Genomic DNA, 16,757 nt, shown 5'->3' with positions numbered 1-16,757 from the left:
GCGGCCGAGCATGAGGGGCGCGGGCGGCGGGGAGCGCCTCCCTTTACCGCAACCAGTCCAGCGCAGCGGACGAAGCGGGTGGATTCAGGGCCTCGGGGTCGGTTTCCGTGCTGAAGTACACGCTGATCAACGTCCAGTGGGCGGGGTCGTCGTCCGTGACCCGGCTTCCTTCGGTCCGCCCCGGAACAGTGGGCTGGACGGCATAGACCGGCACCCAGCGGTTCAGGGGCAGGGCCTGTTCCGCTGGAGGCAGGGACGCGGTCGTCCCATAAGCCGAAGGAAGGTCCAGGCAACTGCTGGAGGACGTTCCCCCGGCCCGGACCACCAGGCGGCGCTGGGTGCCCGTGCAGCCGTCCTGAAGCAGGCCCACGGTGACAGGCAGCCGACCATCCTGAGTCGCCTCTTCCAATGGCCCCTGGATTCCCTGGGACAGGGCGTAGGTCCGCGCACCCCGGGGCGGCGTGAGTTCCAGGGTCGAGACCGTCCCCAGCACTCCGGCGAGTTCCTCACCCGTCGGGGCCCGCGTGGTGACGGAGGCTTCGCGGCACCCGGCGAGCAGCAAGAGGGGCACCAACAGAAGGGAGCGCACCAGGCCAGCATGCCACCAAGCCACTCCGAAAAGGGGCGAATCTGCGCGGCCTTCAACGTGTGGGCCTATTCTCTCCCTGTTCCCCGGAGGTCCGGATGCGTCTCGTCCTGCTGCTTGCTGTCACGGCCTTCCTCACCGCCTGCCGTCCCGAGGAGCCTGTCCCCGAGACGACGGCACCGTCCACGGTCACAGAGGCCGATCTGCTGGCCGCCATCGACCGCACGCCCCATCCCCTCCCCGACCTCCGACCTACGGTACTGGGTGAGGCGGGCACCCTGGCCGGGCCGACCTCCCCCCTGTTCCCCGTGGGTCAGGCCGTGTTCCTGGGCTGGCCGTCTCCGTCCCCTGCGGGCTCTGCGGTGTCCGGCGCGGGCCGCATCCTTGAGCCGGGCCGGGTGGAGGTGCATCTGCCACCCGAACCCGGCCCCAGCGGGAGGGAGCGGCCAACGGCCCTGGAGTGGGTGCGGGAGTTCAACATCTTCGAACCCTGCGCCGTGGACACCCTCCGGGTGGATTCCGGGCAGGAGGACGTACGCCTCGCCCGCGTAGAGGTCACGACACGCAACCCTGAGCTGAACGTGGCATCCGGCGTGGGGGACGCCTTGGCTGATCCCACTGACCTGCGGTTTGCGACGGAACCGCCCCCGGAGTTCGTGAACGTGCTGCCTCACGCCTTGACCGAGACCCGCGCAGTCAGCGACCGGACCGGCTTTCTCCTTCACGCCGATGGGGACGTGTGGGTGCGGGGCGAGCGGCGCTGCGTCTTTCCCTACGTCGCGCGGCTGGAGGACGCCGACCAGTACAACCTGTTCGTGAACCTGAAATTGCGCCGGGGCTGGAACGTGGTCCGGGTCCGGCTGGACGGCGGTGTGCCGCGCGGCAGGCTGAAGATCACCGAACTGGTCGTCACTGGGGGAGCGGCGAGCTTCTCCTTCCAGCCGGATGGACGGCCCTGATGACGGCACTGTTCAGACGGTTGGGAGCGGTAGCCCTGCTCCTGGTCACGCTGGCGGCCGTGGCCACCCGGTCCAGGCCAGGGCCGCCGATCTCTCCAGGGGTCCTGGCGCCGTTGACCGGCGTGTTGATCCAACGACTACGACAACCTCGCTATGAAGGTGGATAAGGCTCGCTAGGACAAGATGGAAGGGTGGAGCAACAGATCTTGAAGGTGATCCAGGCCCAGTCGGAACACGGACACCGCGCGGTGTCCGTGTTTCTTCCGTTTCACCGGCTGGTGAGTGGTCATCCACAGCGCACACCGAACGTACCCAGACAGTCTTGACGCTCGAGAAGAGCGCAACTTCACTTCTTCAGCTTGTCCTTCGAGGCGCCACCGGCTTTCCTGCCCGGCCGCTTGACCGTCTCCTTGATCGTCATCTTCGGATGCCGCGCCGCCGTCGCCTTGTCGACATACCTGCCCGTGATGGCAGAGCGGTAGGCCACTCTTCCCTGTTGCGGCTCGGTGGGCGGTCGATCTGGTGGCGGCTTCTTGTCCCGCTTGCCGCTCATTTCCTCGGCGTGGAGCGAGGGTCCGGCCGAGGCTCGGGACGAGGCTTGTTGTTGCCGTCGCGGCTCTTGTCTTCGATCTGCCGGTTGGAGTTCTGCGTCTCCACCGGGGGACGTGAGGGCGGTGGCTTCTTGTCCTCGGGCATGGCCCGAATCTACCTGAACAGGGTCATGGCCAGGACTGCAAGCACGATGATCAGCCCGGACACGGCGATGTTCTGCCATCCCAGCCACTGGTACTTGAAGTCCCGCACGCGCCGACTGTCCTCCAGGTACCCGATCCACATCCCCTGCAGTTCGTGAAGCAGGCGGTCGTACTGCGCGCTTTCGCGCTCGTAGTAGACGTCGCTTTGTCTTGCCTCGTACCAGGCTGCCGTGGTCCTGTTGGTCACTCGTAAGCTGATGAGCCCGGCCAGCATCAGCAGGGTGATGATCGCCAGGGCAAGCACACTGATTGAGAGGCCGTTTTGCAGCCCCGTGGGCTGGTCCGTCAGGGTGCGCACAAAGGTGACCAGAGGAATCGCGCCTGCGGCCAGAGTGGCGTTGGCCCTCGCGCGGTCCTCCGCCGTCTTGATGTCGTTCGTCGCCCGCTCCACGTCGTTCTTCAGGTAGTCCAGCAGCTTCTCGCCGGACTTCCGGGCGTCCTCGGGCGTGGCGCGATCCTCCTGGCCACCGCCTTCCGCAGCACCCCCGGGCAGCACCCCTTGTGGCTGCTCGTCGGTCGTTGGAGGAATCGAGTCCATACCCCAGGCTAACCGCTGGGCTCCCTGCCAACCATGATGGCTGGCGCCGCGCCCCGCGGGGTACAGCCAAAAGGAGGTGGGAGGCGGCTCGGAGAGGCGGACTGCGGCCTCGCTCCCCTAGCCGCCGAAGCGTGAAGGGAAGAGGCAGCCAGCAGACGACGGAGCACTGTCCCGGCCGGGACAGCAGCGTGCCCCATAGGGCAGACTTCATTCGCGGCCGCCAATCCTGGGAAGGGCATCGTAGAAGGCTTTGAACAGACCGACGAGGCCCCCAGCCCCCAGAAGCGTTGCCAGTCCCGTGAGCCAGGTCGGCGCCCTGAGCGCGATGATCGACTGGCGGTAGTGCAGATCGGTCTCAGTCATGCGCCGACGTTGGGGCGGGGGGCGGGGGGAAGGTCTCCCCGGGCAGGGCGAGATCCGCTTTTTCCGCTGGGGCTCCCCCCGCCCAGCCAGGAACTTACGGTGAGCAGCGGGCGAGGTAGCGCGCTTGTGGGCCTTCGGTGATGACGTCTCCATCTCCGATGTTGTGGCATGACCCCCGGGCATGGGCAGCACGCCCCGGCGGCTAACCCCTCTGGAAGTTGCTCGACCACCACGTTGAGGTGGCTGGTGCAGGCCCATCGCCTGCCCCCAGACCTGAGCCGGCGGCCCCGCTTAATAGACCAACATCCACCGATCGTCTGCCCGTTCCTTCTGGACAGTGAAGGAGGAGCGGACCTGACTACCCTTCAAAACGCGGCATGAGAGTCGCGAGGGTGTGCCAAGACGACCGAGAGGGATGCAGCAGCAGATCTTGAAGATGGTCGAGGCCAAGCCGGAACACGGACACCGTGCGGTGTCCGTGTTTCTTGATCCGTACGCCTTTCTCGGTTACCAGCAGCTCCCCAGTTACACAGGCCCAGATAAACGCCACACCGACCACCGTCAGCAGGGTGGAGACCCGTTCAGCACGGGTTAGCCCGGTGTCTTCCAGATTGAAGCCCCTCGTTTTGAGCGCGGAGTGCAAGTTTTCTGCCTGCCAACGCTGGGCATACCGTCGGAGATTCGGTCCCACGTGCCCCCGATAAGCGAGGTACAGCGTCTCCCCGGCCGCGTTCTTCGTCGCGGCCACCCGGAGTGACACACCGTAGATCAGGGTCTGGCGACGCCAGACCCTGACTTCGCCCACTTGGAGCTTGTTGAACACAGCCCACACGGGCAGACGGTGTTGGCCGATGGTGGCGCGTGCAGGCAAGCGAATACAGGGAGCGATGCTGTGCTGATCGAGGAAACGAAACCAGTGCTGGCCGATGAATTCTCGGTCTGCCAGCAGGCACCGGACCTGCCGATCCGGGCAAAACGTCAGGAAGCGCAACACGAGTGATTCCCGAGTACGGGAATCACTCGCCCCACCATGTGGGAGCAATGCCCACATGAGGGGCAGACTGAACCCGTTCCACACAGCAGAAAGCAGCAGGATGTTCACGTCCTGCTGGCCGAGTCGCCAGTTGGTCCGGTCGAGGATCAGATCGACGGGACCGTCCGGCAGGAAGGACAGCGCAAATCTGGGAAACAAACCCTCGGGGAAAGGAAATTGGACGAAGCGACAGAGTCGCTGGTAGCGAGCTGTGAGCGTACCTGGCAACGGAACATGGGTCTTGAGGGTGTAGAGGACGACCGTGCGAGCCTGAATGACCGCCAGGACCAAGGCGGTGAAGACCATCAAGCGGCGGGCATCAAGGGGGAAGGCAGACCGCAGAACGGTCTGCAAGGTATCGTGAGGGGGTCGGCTCTTGGGTGCTTTCATCGCAGAAACACCGTATAAGAGCCGACTTTCTGCTGCCTGTCATCCGTTTTGAAGAGTAGTCAGGGAGCGGACACTTTGTGGCGCTGCCCAGGCAACCTGCCGCACTTGCCGTCCTTGCGCTGGGCCGATTGCTCAGCCTGCACGCAGCCAGCGCCTTTAGCCCGTATTGTCAAGACCGGGCATCTTGAGGTTCCACGGCCGGCTGCGTCGTTCCAGGCTGAAGAAGCCTGGCTGCACATGGGTCAACTGCTCGAGCAACTCGGCGTTGAAGCCGACACCGCTGGCGATCTGGTCGGGCGTCTGCACCTTCTGCTCGATCAGGAACTCCAGCACCTGCGCGAGGAGCAGGGGCCGCTCGGGTTCGGTCTCCAAGTCATAGGGTTCGACCTTCAGCCAGCCGCGCTGCGCCAGGTACTTGCGGTAGTTCGTGTACTTGTCGTCGTTGAGGATGCCAAGCCGGTGAACCCGGTGCAGCATGAACGCGATGCTGACCTTCCACTTGGGTTTAAGGGCACGCAGAGCATCCAGGTTGAGGCTGGACAGGTCACGAAGGAAAGCCTGCTCGGGAAGCAGGAAGGCCTGTGCGAAGCGCCACGCCTGATCTTCCAGCAGCTTGAACGTGTCGTCGTCGTCCAGGCAGGCCGGGGCGACGTGGCGATGCAACAGGACATGGCCAATTTCATGGGCGACATCCGCCCGGGACCGAAAAGCATTCCGGCGAATCGAGTTCAGCATGAAGTACGGGCGCGCGTCCGCTTCACGCCATTCTGAGAAAGCGTCCAGCCGATCGGTGCCCAGGTCATGCCGCACCACGATGGCCCCGCTCTCCTCGAGCAGCCAGACCAGGTTCGGTGCCGGGTTCTCCCCCAGCTTCCAGTGCCGCCTGGCAATCACGGCGGCCGCCTCGATCATGTCCTGGGTAATCTCCTCAGGAGCGCCTGGCAGCTCGCCCACCGCGGGCATGACGACAGGAGGCAGATCGACGAGCTCCTGAACATAATCCACGGCGTCCCAGAGCAGCGACATCTTGGCCTGCGCCCGGAGCCTGGCCGTGCGGGTGGCGGCGCTGAAGGAGCGGTAGAAGACTTTCCGCTCGCCGAAACGCGGGGCCGGGCGACTGAAAAAAGCCACCGGCTGTTCCAGGGCGTGGGCGATCGCGTCCACAGTGTCAGGGGAAGGGACCCGGACCCCCGTCTCGTAGGCGCTGACCGCAGCTGGCGTCAGACTCAGCAGACGGGCAAGCTCGGACTTCGAGTACCCCCGTGCTTCGCGTGCCTGGATGAGCCTGGCTGCGGTGAAGCCAGGGTTGCGTGCGTTCATTCGGTCTCGCTGCCTTCCTTCCGTGCGGGGCGGGTCGTGAAGCGCCGGCTCGGCTGGCCCGCATTGAGGTCGATGTCCTCCTCCGCCCGGCCGAATTCAGGGTAGAGGGAGAGCAGGTCACGCTGGAAAAAGAATTGCGTGGCGCTGCCGTCAGGGACGCCGAAGGTGACCCAAGCCGGGACCTGCTTGAGCCGATCACCGCGGCGGAAGCCGTACGTCAGCTGGACGAAGGTCTTCCCTTCCAGGTTCTGGGCCATGGTCAGATCTTCAAGTTCGTCGCCGACATACAGCAGCCTGTTCTGGGCATCCCGAATCAGCCGCCGTACGTAGTTGGGCGCCCCTTTGACTTGACCGGGTGACCGCGTCTTGTGGACGGTCATGATGACGTCGAGCTCGTCGTGGACGAGCGTCAGCATCTGTGGATGGCCAGCGATGCCGGTGTTCACGAACACAGCGTCGAATCCGTGCAGATCGCCTACATCTGCGCAATGCTGATCGACATCACCCCACCGATCCGTCCCTTTCACGCGGTTCTGGAGCTCCTCCCGGGTGTAGCGAGGAGGTCTGGCGGGGTCCGGGCGGCACTGCGCCACGACAGCCCTGGTGAAGTTCCGGAGCGCTCCGGTCGCTTCCAACCGCTCGAATAGGGTCTGGTACGGGTTGGGTGGAGGCAGTACCTGAGGGCGCATGTCCTAAAGGGTATGAAATTCCTCTGGAAATTTCAACATTAGCTAGACAGGCGCTCCGATGCTGCAACAAATCGGTAGGTAGACGCACTTTTGTCAACAGGGCCACCCACCAACCAAGTCTGTCCATTTTGGGTATACCCCAACTTGGCGTCAGGAGCCGGATGGGAAAGGCGTCGGGATAGGGTCGGTTTCGGATTTTTCTGACACACGCCGCTGAAGGTCGTAGACCTCACCCTGACAGTCCCTCTCCCGGTGCTCAGGTCTGACGCCCACTGCTGGTGAGATGGTCTGCGCCCCACTGCCCTGCGCATTTGGCGTATTGCTCCCACAGAGGCAGGGCCGTAAGGTGCAGCCACGATGCCCAGCCGCATACGCTAACCCCCTCAGACCCCTGGCCCAAGCCTCGAACCGCCTGCTTTGTGCAGAGCTGGTTCGGCCTGACCTGATCTGAGGAGAACCCCTTGAGCGTCATCCTGTCCCAGGTCTCTATGACCTTCGGAGACCAGCCCCTCTACCGGGGCGTCAACCTTGAACTCCACCCCGGCGAACGCGCCGCCCTGCTGGGGCGCAACGGCAGCGGCAAGACCACCCTGCTGCGCGTCCTGGCGGGCACGCTGGTCCCGACCTCCGGGCACGTCACCCGCTCTGGCCGGCTGGCCTTCCTGCCGCAACTCACCGACCTGCCCGACGTCCCGCTGCTGGACGCGGTGCGCCCCGACGCTCTCGGTGCAACCCTCCACCACCTCCGGGCGGCTGAGGCCGCACTCGTCCACCCGACCCCGGAAGTGCTGAATACGTACGGGGCGGCCGAGGAGGCCTACCGTCTGCTCGGCGGCTATGACTTCGAGCAGCGGGCGGCGGAAGTGCTGGACGAACTGGCTCTCAACCCGGTCTGGTTGACCGGGCAGCTCTCCGGCGGGCAGCGCCGCCGCACCCTGCTGGCCCGGCTGCTCCTGACCCCGGCCGACACGTACCTGCTCGACGAACCGACTAACCACCTCGACTGGCCGAGTCTGGAGTGGCTGGAAGGCTGGGTGCAGGCCAGCCCGGCAGCCTTCCTGATCGTCTCGCACGACCGTGCGTTCCTCGACGCGACGGTCACCCGCTGCGCTGAGCTCGAACGCGGGGAGCTGCGCGAGTACCCCGGCAATTACACCGAGGCGATGGAGGTCAAGCGCGACCTCAGGGAAGCCCGTGAACGGCAGTACCACGCCCACCAGCGCAAGGCGCAGGCCCTCGAACAGGAACGGGTCAATGTGCAGCAGCGGGCGGCGAGCACCGACCGCTACAACCACAGGCGCAAGAAGCCCGGCAACAAGAAGTTCGCCAAGATGCGTGCCCAGGACGTGGCCCGCACCCTCGCCCGACGGGCGAAGGCATTGGAGCGGCGGCTCGACCGCATGAATGCTCCACGGAGACTTCTCACTGACCCGAATCTGGTGCGGGTGGGACTCAGGGAGGCCGCACATGGGCCGAACGACATCCTCAGCCTGTCGGGTGTGGACCTGGAGGTGGGGGGCAGGCTGCTCGTGCAGGGCTTAACCGCTCATGTGCGGCGCGGGGAGAAGATCGCGGTGGTGGGGCCGAACGGCAGCGGGAAGAGCACCCTGCTGCGTGCCCTGCTGGGACGGGTGCAGCCGTCGCGCGGGGAGCTGCGCCGCGCCGAACTCGCGGTCCAGTGGTCGGGCCAGCACGGGGAGGAGCTCGCCGCCTTCGGAACCCAGCAGGAGGCGCTGCTGGCTGTCGACGAACGCCTGACCCCACAGCGCATGTACGAGGTGCTCGCTCGCCTGGGCCTGCCCCGCAGTCTGGATCACCGCGTGGGGGACCTCTCCGGGGGGCAGCGGACCCGGCTGTCGCTGGCCCGGCTGAGCCTGACGGCGGCGCAGCTCCTGATCTTGGACGAACCGACGAATCACCTCGACCACGCGGCCATCGAAAGCTTGCAAGGCGTGTTGCAGGCCTTCACAGGGACGCTGATCTTCGCGTCGCACGACCGACAACTCGTGGAGGAGGTGGCCAGCCGATATTGGTGGGTGGAGGATGGCGAACTCCGGGATGTCATGGACCTCGCCCTAGAGGTGGAAGCCAACGCCTCTGAGCCATGATTGGGGCCGTCCCATCGGCGGTGCGGCTAGGCGAGGGCCAGCGGGCGCCCACCTCGCTCGGCCCGAGGTGTGTGAAGAGCCCTGCCTGGGGGCCGCCGAGGTCAGTGAGATGGCTTGAACGCGGCTCTGGCCCGGGCAACGGCCTGATGGTTCGCTTCTGCCCACAGCCACACCGGGCAGAACGCTTCACTCAGGCTGCGGCCCAGCGGGGTCAGGGTGTACTCCACGTGCGGGGGGATGACCGGATGAACGGTACGGGTGACCAGGCCGTCCGCCTCGAGTTGCCGTAGGGTCTTGGTCAGCATCTTCTGACTGATGTCGCCCACATGCCCGGCCAGCTGGGTGAAGCGCAGCGTGCCCTGCTCTTCGAGAACGTCCAAAACGACCATCGTCCACTTGTCTGCGAGGCGACCGATCATCTCGCGCACCAGTTCCTCCATCTGCACGTCCGCCGCCTCCACCCTTTCACTCTCCATGAGGCAACTATAGTACTTACGGGTGCCTACTTCCCAGAAGAGAGTGAGGGCGATAACGTGACTTCCAGCGGCGGGCGGCCAAGAGGCTGCGGCGCCCCGGAGGACTTCATGACGAACATTGCCCTTATCACCGGCGGCAGCCGCGGCCTCGGCCGCAGCATGGCGCAGCACCTTGCCCGCAGTGGCCTGGACGTGATCTTCACCTACCAGTCCCGTAGCGAGGACGCGCAGGCCCTTGTCCGCGAACTGGAAGCCCTGGGCCGGCGCGCCGCCGCCCTCCCCCTCGACGTCTCCGAGGCGGGATCATTCCGCACCTTTGCCGGGCAGGTCCGGGGCGTTCTTCAGGGCTGGGATGAGGATCAGCTCTACGATCTGGTCAACAATGCCGGGATTGGCCTGCACGCCAGCTTCGAGCAGACCACCGCCGAACAGCTCGACCGGCTGTACGCCATTCACGTCAAAGGGCCGTACCTGCTCACGCAGGCGCTGCTGCCTCTCGTGCAGGACGGCGGGCGCATCCTGAACGTGTCCACCGGCCTGACCCGCTTCGCTCTGCCCGGCCACGCCGCGTACGCCACCATGAAAGGCGCTGTGGAAACCCTGACGAAGTACCTCGCCTTGGAACTCGGGGCACGCCGCATCAGCGTGAACGTGCTGGCACCGGGAGCCATTGAAACGGACTTTGGGGGCGGCGCCGTCCGGGACAACGAGCAGGTCAACCGCATGATCGCCGGGAATACCGCGCTGGGCCGCGCGGGCCTACCGGACGACATCGGGAGCGTGGTCGCGGCCCTGCTGTCGCCCGGCACGGCCTGGATCAATGCCCAGCGCATAGAGGCGTCGGGCGGTCAGAACCTCTGACCGTCGGGCGCCACTTAGACGCGGTTTCACAACCCGGGAATGCGATCAGGCGGTTCGCCAGCCGAGTCGGCTTGTATCCAAATGCTCTCCATCCGTTGATCCTCTTCTTCGTCGCGGTTCCCCAGATCCTCGTGCAGCATCTCCACTGTGTCGTCGTCCAGGCGCAATTGGTCGAGCAACTCCGTGAAGCTGCTCGCCAACGTGATGAACTTCGACTCGGTGTTCCAGGCGGGTTGGCCCATCACGAACACCCCCACCCAACACTCGCCCTCCTCGGTCAAGTCGAGGAAGACACAGATCATGCCAGCTCGAGTTTGCGGTGGGTCATACCGCCCAAGGAACGCCAATGGTTTCTCGCGTGAACGCGCCGGCAAGGCTCTACAGGTCATGACCCATGCTCCCTCCGCCTCCCAGAACGAATAGAACCCTTCGGGGTTAGATCCCCGGGCCGCCGCGTACGCTACCGGTAACGCGCACAGCGCTTGCGCCGTCGGTAGCGCGTCTGTTTCTCGAAGGCCAGCGGCAGAACGCGACACTGCCAACTGCATCGCGTCGTGGAGCTTCCCAAGGCAACGCACAGCGAAGAAACGTCTCTTGAGCGGCAGTGCTGCTCTACTCGCAGCCCACACCGTCGCCGTCACGGTCCAGGTGCTTGCCGTAGCCGGGCTGCCCCACCCGCACCGGGGCCGCTCCCGCCGCTCGGGCCGCCGCACAGTTCTGGTAATACACACTCGACGCAGGCGGAACGGACACGGGCGCCGGTTGAGGCCGAGGGGATGGGGCCGTCGCGGGTGAGGGTGCCGCCGTCCCCCGCCGTTCGGTCGTGATCGCGTATTTCCCGCCCGGCTGCACGGTCACGGTGACCGTGCCCTGCTGATCGGTGCGGTAGATGGTGGCCCCCGCCTTGCGGTACAGGTTCAGCGCCGTCGCCGTCGGGTGCCCGTAGTTGTTGGGACCGACCGACACGACCACGTTCCTCGGCCGCACCGCCGCCAGCCACGCCGCACTGTCCCCGTTGGCGGCCCCATGGTGGATGCTCTTGTACACGTCGATGGGACCCAGGAAGCTCGCAGGGTACTTTCTCAACCACGCCTGGGTCTCCGGAGTCTCGGAGTCCCCCGTCAGCAGTGCCCGGAACGTCCCAAACTGGAGGAGCAGTCCCACACTGTTCGCGTTCTGGTCACCCTTGGGCATCCCCGGGGGAGGGGGGATGACGGTGAGCTTCACAGCCCCCAGGTTGATCACCTGCTCGCGGGCCAGCAGCCCCTGGGTCCCGGCCTGGCCCACCACGTTCAGGAGGCGGCCATAGGTCTGGGTTGTCGAGGCGATCCCGTTGTTCAGGAACAGCTTGGGCTTGAACAGCGCGATGGCCGGGATCAGCCCGGTGATGTGGTCGGCGTCCCCGTGGCTGGCGGCGGCGAGGTCGAGGCGAGTGACCCTGTACTGGCGGATCAACTCCCGCATCCGGCTCTCGCTGCGCCCGCCGTCGTACAGCAGGGTCTGCCCGGTGGGGGCCGTCACCAACACCGCGTCGCCCTGACCGACATCGAGGAAGCGGATGGTCAGGACACCGGGCGGGGCGGCCTGGGCCGCGGCCATGCCCAGGGTGAGGGCGGCCAGGGTCAGCCGCCGCCTCACAGGTCAATCTCCCCGCTGGGGGCCGCGCTGTTCAGGGCATCGAGCTGGGACTGGGCCGCCGTACGGCGCCGGTCTGTCTCCGCGTGGTCGATCTCGATCTCGAGGTCGCCGTGCTCGACGTGCAGGCGGACCACGTCCCCCTCCCGGACCCCGCGGGGCAGGCTGGCGAGGTCCCAGTCGGCGGTGGTGCCGTCGGGTAGCTCGACGCGGGCGACGCCCCCCTCGATGCCGTCCACGGTGATAAGGGTTGGTCCCGCCAGGGTGGGCGGGGCGTCGTCGTGCTCGGGCCGTGCGTGCTCCTGGTCCATGCCGCAAAGTAGCGCGTGGGGGCGGGAAGGGCATGTCAGGATGCCGCCATGCGAACCGTATGGATGGCAGGGGTGCTCGCGGCCCTGACGGTGGCAGAGGCCGCGACCGCGACAACGACGACCGACGTGGTGCTGCGGCGTTCAGCCAGCGCCACGTCGGCGCGAGTGGCCGTGGTGCCCAAGGGCACCACCCTGACGATGGCCTGCTCGGGCCAGTGGTGCCGCACGACGCACCGGGGACAGAGCGGGTACGTGAGCCGGACCTACGTGCGCGTGACCAGCACGGCGACCAACCTGCAGGCCCCCGCGCTGCCAGCCCAGCGGGCGGAGGTGTATTACGCCAACTGCTCGGCGGCGCGGGCAGCCGGAGCGGCGCCCATTTCCCGCGGTGAGCCGGGCTACCGCTCACGGCTTGACCGGGACAACGACGGCGTGGCCTGCGAGTGATGTCTTGCGTGACGGTCCGGGAGATCCACGACCGGGCCAACGAGGAGCAGGCGGAGTTGCTGCGAGAAGCGCTGATGGCCTCTCTGGCTCCAGAACAGCCGCGGGAATTGGTTGGCTGCATTCTTCCGGCCAGGCCCCCCATTGGCGGAGAAGAGGAGGTCACCTGAACTGAGGAGACGCCCTCCTCCATCTTCGTGGATTCGGTGGGCGGGGGTGCGGGCGACGCGCCCCTGTTCGGTCCTAGCACGAGAAAAGAGGACGGAACAGGTGAAAGGGCGTCCGGAACATCCTTTCTCTCAGCGTCAAGGCGTGAAGCCGTCCTTATCCGCCAGGAGCGAGAGTAGAGACGGTGCGCCTGCTGGCGCACCGCTGCTTTTGGATGCCTTGAGTATGCGGTCCAAGTGCATCTACAGGTTTCAGCCTATTGTCGCAGCGCAGGCAGAGGCCAGTCCGGGCCAGCCACCACTTGGGCACTACGCGAGGCGGCATACCAATCACAAAGTGTCAAACCAGCGAGGCAGCATGATGTAAACGATGACGCCGCCAATGAACAGCAGCGTGACGCCACGTGTCACATAGTCATTCCGTCCACGCGCCATCAAGAACCCAGCGGCGACGGCCAGAAAGAGCAGCAGCGTGAACACATCGGTCAAGATGCGGAGTGTCCAGGCCATCATCCCCATTGCTCCAGCCAAGCCGCCTTGTTCTGGCAAAAAGGTTTGTACGGTTACTGCGATCAGGCCAGCAATAAAGGAGGCGATAAAGACCTTGGGCTGCAAGCACCAGGTGGCCAGTGCGATCAGGTTGGGTGGGGGAATCCAGCGTTCCGGGCGATGCTCGAACGTGTAGACCTTGCCCATGTGCTTTTTAAGAGTGGATGCAGGTCGGTGGATCAACACGTATGGCAACTGCACATACGGCACGCGTCCCCCCACGAGTTCCTGCCAGTAATGCACTTCGCGACCGTCGATTTTGAGCGCCAAGGCTGGATCGAGCTTCACAGGCTCTGCCGCAGGCTCAGCAGTGGCAGCCGCTGGCCAGGGCAAGCCGGTACCGCGGGTGAAGACCACGCGGTACCCGTCCAGGGAGCCGAAGAAGAATTCCGGATCCTTCGGAACATCGAGCACGTGTGACCAGTACCGGTATTCACGGGCCAAGTTCGCGTCTACTGGGCACCAGCCATGGGCATCAAGCCACACCTCGGCCCACGCGTGGGGGGTGGACAGCCAAGGGGTGATGATCCACCCGTACACTGGCCGCGCTGGGATGCCGGCGGCGCGACACAGCGCTGTGAACAGCACGGCGTATTCCCCGCAGTCCCCCCGCCGACGGGTCAGGGTGCACTGTGCCCCCCGAGCCTCGGGCGGGTACTGGTAAGTCACGTGGTCACGCACGTATCGGAAAAATGTGCGGGCTCGCTCCTCGGCCGTGGTCTCACCTTGCGTGAGCGTCTGGGCGAGCTCCCGGATTTCTGGTGTCAGGGGAACCAGTACCTCCTCGTTCAGGTCGGCGGCGACGGGTCCAGGCAATTCCAGGCGGTCGACGCCGAACTGGTGTGGACGCAACGTCAATCTGGCCGTAAATGTCGGGCGAATGCCACGTGGCAACGTGACGCTGACCAGTTGGTTGCCGCGGGAATCACGGGCTGCTGTGCCCGGCCCATCGTAGTGGAGGTCAAGAACTTGCTGGCGCCCATCGGACGTCGGGAGGGGGAGCAGGAGCGCCAGCGACTCGTCGGCGGCAATGTCCCACGGCCAGAATGAACTGCGGAGAGTGAACGTCCGTACCTGCTCAGCGCGCGCCATTAGGAGCTGACCTCACGAGTGGATCCGTCTGCCGTTGTCAGTGGACGCACTGCCGATGCCGAGAAGCGCTGCACTCCCCGCAGGAGAGCCGAATTCCACCGCAGCCGCCGAAGGTGCTTCGACTGTAGTGCACGTTCTACCCAGCCCGCCAAGGCTGCCCACTCGCTGTCCCGCACAGTGAAGAGCACAAGGCCCATCATGGCCAGAGAGAACGACACTAGGCCCATAGCCACCCCAATTCCAAGATGAAAAGCCAGCCCGATGGGCACCCACACGAGGTGGAAACGGTTAAATAGCATGAACGGGAAGCCGACTTGGTAGATCACCGCGCTGTACGTTGCGGCTGTGACCACCCAAGGGTTTTTGAAGAGTTCTTGCATCCACGGCCACGGGGGCGTAAACCAATTGACCTGGGTAACGTAGTACAGGGCTGTACCGTTCTTCCAGACGTCACCGTCCAGTTTGAGGGTGCCAGCCACGAAGTACAGCAAGCACAGCTGTACGTAGATGCCAATTACCGCCAGGTTGTGGAAGAAGCGGCCCGGGCCCGCCCGCCCGGGTGATGTACGCAGCAGCAGCATGTAAAGCAGGACGATCCGCAGCACATTGTCTCCACCGTCATGTGTAATGCTGCGTGCCTCTGCCCACAGGTAGCCGACCAGGGCCAGAAGGGTGGCCAGGCGAGGCTTATACCCCAGGACGAGGCCCAGACCCCCTGCAAGCCATAACCCGAAGAACAGGTAGATTCCAAGCGGAGAGTAAACGAGCTGGTCGACGGCTGCCCCCAGGTGTGGTCCGAGGAGACTGCCGGTACCGGACATCATGGGTCCGGCCTGCCCGTAGAAGTAGGGAACGTACGCCAGCTCAGTCAGACACCGGTACGCGATGGCCGAGCCAACAAAAATCTGTAGCAGACGCACGCCGACCGTGTTGAACAATTTGGATTCCAGCTGCCTCACCAGCGTGGGGCGCCGTGCAGCCTGCGTGTTGTCATGGGATAGCGTCTTCATGGCTTACCTCCAAATACCTGGCGCAGCCACGGCCACCAGCGGGTGTTCGCCCACGTCAATGAACTCTGCTTCCCTGGGAGGGTCGTGACGTTTCGACCAACGGTTCACAGGGGTCAAGGACAAGTAGATCTGAGCGCGGTCGAAGGTGTGGCCAGTTGCAATAGCCTGGTCACCGCAGAACCCACTGGCCACGCGGGTCAGTCCGCGTGTGGCGAAATCGACGGCACTCTTTCTGAGCCGTTTGGAGCGCTTGCAAGCTCCGGAACCTGGGTCATTGCTGCATTCCTGGCTTGCAAGGACCTCCTGACGGCTCACACTGATGATGCTGTGCCCGTAGTTCCCAAGAACGCGTCCAATGCGGTCATAGGGAGAAACGCGGTTTTTCTGATGGCGCTGCCATATGCCCTTGGAGACGTTGATTAAGTGTGTAACTTTTGTGTTTGATAGGCACTGTAAGTGCACTTCTACACTTGAGGAGATTGGATTGGGGGCGAATAGACCCCAATCTTGGTAGAAATATTTACCAATGATTTGATTGTGGACGTTGGTCTGAGTTTTGATAGGATTGGCTGGGCTGACAAATAGCGCTGTTGCAGCAAAGTAACCCGTAAAGATTAGAAGAGCCATAAAGTAAAGCGCTTTCTTGAGCATACGTTATCCCCACAATTCGGTATAGGAAACGAGGGAGTTTGAAGCCGGCCAGAAGGAAAATTCCTGCTGATGGGGCCATGGGCATTTGCGTTCCGTGGCCCCACCAACCTGATCCGATCAGTCCAGCACGGTTTCGCTCAGCGGTACGTATTCCATTTCGGGAGCGATGCTGCCCTTGGAGAAGTTCTTGTACGCCTCGGACAGGTTCTTGACGCCTTCGGAGAACACGGTAAACACACCTGCTGCGGCTGCAGCACGCACGAGTTGCACACCCACAGCGGCGGCGGCCGCAGCAGGAACAGCCTGGGGCGTGATCTCGTTCTCAGTGCTGCCCGTGCTGACGGTGTTGTACATTGGCACCGGGTTCTGGGCAGCGGAAACGCTCGTGGCAGTGATCAGGGCAGCGAGGGCGACAACAGCAACGGGTTTCTTCATGGTGGATCTCCTTCTGGTAACGCAGTAGGTAGGCGCCCTTTTGGGCAGCCCCCTGAAGGGTCCCGCGGCCCCGCTGGAGCGAAGCGACGCAAGACGGGCGAGAAACGTGGTCAATCTGAGGCCCCAGTTGACAGGTGAATGCGATGACAGCGTTGCGTAACGCCCGCTCGTTCATCGCGGTCAGCATGCGCGTCAGGGAGTGAAAATTTTGGAAACTTCTGGTCCACCGTGTGCCTTGGGGTTGGAGGCTGACCAGCACTCAGGAGTTGCACCTGCATAACGACGGGGAAGCGCTCCCAGCCGAGAAAATCTGGGAGTGTCTACGTCACAGATTCTGGGGGAGCGCGTCCGCATTCTGGCAGATGAGTTCCTGGCCGTTCCAACC

The 16,757-nt window shown here is 64.6% G+C and carries 19 protein-coding genes and 1 pseudogene; 4 read left to right on the top strand and 16 right to left on the bottom strand.

Annotation, left to right across the window (positions count from 1 at the left end; genetic code table 11):
* Positions 1-43: 43 nt before the first annotated feature.
* Positions 44-589 carry a hypothetical protein gene (locus F8S09_RS14935; RefSeq protein ID WP_152872266.1) on the bottom strand — a complete coding sequence of 182 codons (546 nt, stop codon included), beginning with the start codon at positions 587-589 and terminating at the stop codon, positions 44-46.
* Between the two features lie 95 nt (positions 590-684).
* Between F8S09_RS14935 and F8S09_RS14930 the strand changes: the two genes are divergently transcribed.
* Positions 685-1,545 (top strand): hypothetical protein, encoded by an 861-nt coding sequence (locus F8S09_RS14930; protein ID WP_152872265.1) that lies wholly within the window; start codon positions 685-687, stop codon positions 1,543-1,545.
* Positions 1,546-1,718: 173 nt separating this feature from the next.
* On the opposite strand, the pseudogene F8S09_RS18365 reads toward F8S09_RS14930, so the two are convergent.
* From F8S09_RS18365 to F8S09_RS14900, 7 genes and pseudogenes are all read right to left on the bottom strand, one after another.
* A pseudogene (locus F8S09_RS18365) lies at positions 1,719-1,907 on the bottom strand (IS4 family transposase); the annotation flags it as partial.
* On the bottom strand, positions 1,892-2,098 hold the full coding sequence (locus F8S09_RS14920; protein WP_152872264.1) for a hypothetical protein: 207 nt from the start codon (positions 2,096-2,098) through the stop codon (positions 1,892-1,894). The gene F8S09_RS14920 and the pseudogene F8S09_RS18365, both read right to left, overlap by 16 nt.
* Positions 2,099-2,250: 152 nt before the next feature.
* Positions 2,251-2,838 (bottom strand): hypothetical protein, encoded by a 588-nt coding sequence (locus F8S09_RS14915; RefSeq protein WP_152872263.1) that lies wholly within the window; start codon positions 2,836-2,838, stop codon positions 2,251-2,253.
* Between the two features lie 207 nt (positions 2,839-3,045).
* A complete protein-coding gene (locus tag F8S09_RS17745) occupies positions 3,046-3,201 on the bottom strand; it encodes a hypothetical protein (protein WP_194165375.1) in 156 nt (51 codons plus the stop codon).
* 358 nt (positions 3,202-3,559) lie between these two features.
* Positions 3,560-4,624, bottom strand: coding sequence for an IS4 family transposase (locus tag F8S09_RS14910; RefSeq protein WP_104992488.1), 1,065 nt, complete (start codon positions 4,622-4,624; stop codon positions 3,560-3,562).
* 156 nt (positions 4,625-4,780) lie between these two features.
* A complete protein-coding gene (locus F8S09_RS14905) occupies positions 4,781-5,944 on the bottom strand; it encodes an ImmA/IrrE family metallo-endopeptidase (protein WP_152872262.1) in 1,164 nt (387 codons plus the stop codon).
* Positions 5,941-6,633, bottom strand: coding sequence for an HAD family hydrolase (locus F8S09_RS14900; protein WP_152872261.1), 693 nt, complete (start codon positions 6,631-6,633; stop codon positions 5,941-5,943). Before F8S09_RS14900 ends, F8S09_RS14905 begins: the two co-directional genes overlap by 4 nt.
* Before the next feature lie 488 nt (positions 6,634-7,121).
* Here F8S09_RS14900 and F8S09_RS14895 point away from each other — a divergent pair, with 488 nt between their 5' ends.
* Complete coding sequence (locus F8S09_RS14895; protein WP_152872260.1) at positions 7,122-8,741, top strand: ABC-F family ATP-binding cassette domain-containing protein; 1,620 nt, start codon at positions 7,122-7,124, stop codon at positions 8,739-8,741.
* A 101-nt stretch (positions 8,742-8,842) separates the two neighbouring features.
* Here the strand turns inward: F8S09_RS14895 and F8S09_RS14890 are convergent, their stop codons facing one another.
* The gene (locus tag F8S09_RS14890) at positions 8,843-9,217 is read right to left on the bottom strand and encodes a winged helix-turn-helix transcriptional regulator (RefSeq protein WP_152872259.1); all 375 of its coding nucleotides are present in this window, start codon (positions 9,215-9,217) and stop codon (positions 8,843-8,845) included.
* 108 nt (positions 9,218-9,325) lie between these two features.
* Between F8S09_RS14890 and F8S09_RS14885 the strand changes: the two genes are divergently transcribed.
* Positions 9,326-10,078, top strand: coding sequence for an SDR family NAD(P)-dependent oxidoreductase (locus F8S09_RS14885; RefSeq protein ID WP_152872258.1), 753 nt, complete (start codon positions 9,326-9,328; stop codon positions 10,076-10,078).
* 26 nt (positions 10,079-10,104) lie between these two features.
* Here the strand turns inward: F8S09_RS14885 and F8S09_RS14880 are convergent, their stop codons facing one another.
* The 3 genes from F8S09_RS14880 to F8S09_RS14870 all read right to left on the bottom strand — a co-directional run bounded on the left by F8S09_RS14880 (position 10,105) and on the right by F8S09_RS14870 (position 12,024).
* Positions 10,105-10,380, bottom strand: a complete 276-nt coding sequence (locus F8S09_RS14880; protein ID WP_152872257.1) for a hypothetical protein — start codon at positions 10,378-10,380, stop codon at positions 10,105-10,107.
* A gap of 310 nt (positions 10,381-10,690) precedes the next feature.
* Positions 10,691-11,716, bottom strand: a complete 1,026-nt coding sequence (locus tag F8S09_RS14875; protein ID WP_322618862.1) for an excalibur calcium-binding domain-containing protein — start codon at positions 11,714-11,716, stop codon at positions 10,691-10,693.
* Positions 11,713-12,024 (bottom strand): DUF3006 domain-containing protein, encoded by a 312-nt coding sequence (locus F8S09_RS14870; RefSeq protein ID WP_152872256.1) that lies wholly within the window; start codon positions 12,022-12,024, stop codon positions 11,713-11,715. Before F8S09_RS14870 ends, F8S09_RS14875 begins: the two co-directional genes overlap by 4 nt.
* Before the next feature lie 48 nt (positions 12,025-12,072).
* Between F8S09_RS14870 and F8S09_RS14865 the strand changes: the two genes are divergently transcribed.
* A complete protein-coding gene (locus F8S09_RS14865; RefSeq protein WP_152872255.1) occupies positions 12,073-12,471 on the top strand; it encodes an excalibur calcium-binding domain-containing protein in 399 nt (132 codons plus the stop codon).
* 494 nt (positions 12,472-12,965) lie between these two features.
* Here F8S09_RS14865 and F8S09_RS14860 read toward each other — a convergent pair whose 3' ends face one another.
* The 4 genes from F8S09_RS14860 to F8S09_RS14845 all read right to left on the bottom strand — a co-directional run bounded on the left by F8S09_RS14860 (position 12,966) and on the right by F8S09_RS14845 (position 16,372).
* The gene (locus tag F8S09_RS14860) at positions 12,966-14,276 is read right to left on the bottom strand and encodes a transglutaminase-like domain-containing protein (protein WP_152872254.1); all 1,311 of its coding nucleotides are present in this window, start codon (positions 14,274-14,276) and stop codon (positions 12,966-12,968) included.
* Positions 14,276-15,286 (bottom strand): hypothetical protein, encoded by a 1,011-nt coding sequence (locus tag F8S09_RS14855; protein WP_152872253.1) that lies wholly within the window; start codon positions 15,284-15,286, stop codon positions 14,276-14,278. The genes F8S09_RS14860 and F8S09_RS14855 overlap by 1 nt, the downstream gene beginning before the upstream one ends.
* A 3-nt stretch (positions 15,287-15,289) precedes the next feature.
* Positions 15,290-15,937, bottom strand: a complete 648-nt coding sequence (locus F8S09_RS14850; protein WP_152872252.1) for a DUF5819 family protein — start codon at positions 15,935-15,937, stop codon at positions 15,290-15,292.
* Positions 15,938-16,054: 117 nt separating this feature from the next.
* Complete coding sequence (locus F8S09_RS14845; protein ID WP_152872251.1) at positions 16,055-16,372, bottom strand: hypothetical protein; 318 nt, start codon at positions 16,370-16,372, stop codon at positions 16,055-16,057.
* Positions 16,373-16,757 lie beyond the last annotated feature (385 nt).

Origin of the sequence: Deinococcus terrestris (assembly GCF_009377345.1) — a bacterium.
In the GTDB taxonomy this organism is placed as follows: Bacteria; Deinococcota; Deinococci; order Deinococcales; family Deinococcaceae; genus Deinococcus; species Deinococcus terrestris.
Note: the sequence above shows the minus strand (reverse complement) of the source record. Positions and strands in the feature narration are given on the sequence as shown.

Coding starts and splice junctions, on each gene's coding strand:
- F8S09_RS14915 (WP_152872263.1), bottom strand. CDS start 2,838: ATGGACTCGATTCCTCCAACGACCGACGAGCAGCCACAAGGGGTGCTG.
- F8S09_RS17745 (WP_194165375.1), bottom strand. CDS start 3,201: ATGACTGAGACCGATCTGCACTACCGCCAGTCGATCATCGCGCTCAGG.
- F8S09_RS14930 (WP_152872265.1), top strand. CDS start 685: ATGCGTCTCGTCCTGCTGCTTGCTGTCACGGCCTTCCTCACCGCCTGC.
- F8S09_RS14910 (WP_104992488.1), bottom strand. CDS start 4,624: ATGAAAGCACCCAAGAGCCGACCCCCTCACGATACCTTGCAGACCGTT.
- F8S09_RS14890 (WP_152872259.1), bottom strand. CDS start 9,217: ATGGAGAGTGAAAGGGTGGAGGCGGCGGACGTGCAGATGGAGGAACTG.
- F8S09_RS14860 (WP_152872254.1), bottom strand. CDS start 14,276: ATGGCGCGCGCTGAGCAGGTACGGACGTTCACTCTCCGCAGTTCATTC.
- F8S09_RS14845 (WP_152872251.1), bottom strand. CDS start 16,372: ATGAAGAAACCCGTTGCTGTTGTCGCCCTCGCTGCCCTGATCACTGCC.
- F8S09_RS14920 (WP_152872264.1), bottom strand. CDS start 2,098: ATGAGCGGCAAGCGGGACAAGAAGCCGCCACCAGATCGACCGCCCACC.
- F8S09_RS14880 (WP_152872257.1), bottom strand. CDS start 10,380: ATGATCTGTGTCTTCCTCGACTTGACCGAGGAGGGCGAGTGTTGGGTG.
- F8S09_RS14905 (WP_152872262.1), bottom strand. CDS start 5,944: ATGAACGCACGCAACCCTGGCTTCACCGCAGCCAGGCTCATCCAGGCA.
- F8S09_RS14895 (WP_152872260.1), top strand. CDS start 7,122: ATGACCTTCGGAGACCAGCCCCTCTACCGGGGCGTCAACCTTGAACTC.
- F8S09_RS14850 (WP_152872252.1), bottom strand. CDS start 15,937: ATGCTCAAGAAAGCGCTTTACTTTATGGCTCTTCTAATCTTTACGGGT.
- F8S09_RS14855 (WP_152872253.1), bottom strand. CDS start 15,286: ATGAAGACGCTATCCCATGACAACACGCAGGCTGCACGGCGCCCCACG.
- F8S09_RS14900 (WP_152872261.1), bottom strand. CDS start 6,633: ATGCGCCCTCAGGTACTGCCTCCACCCAACCCGTACCAGACCCTATTC.
- F8S09_RS14865 (WP_152872255.1), top strand. CDS start 12,073: ATGCGAACCGTATGGATGGCAGGGGTGCTCGCGGCCCTGACGGTGGCA.
- F8S09_RS14870 (WP_152872256.1), bottom strand. CDS start 12,024: ATGGACCAGGAGCACGCACGGCCCGAGCACGACGACGCCCCGCCCACC.
- F8S09_RS14885 (WP_152872258.1), top strand. CDS start 9,326: ATGACGAACATTGCCCTTATCACCGGCGGCAGCCGCGGCCTCGGCCGC.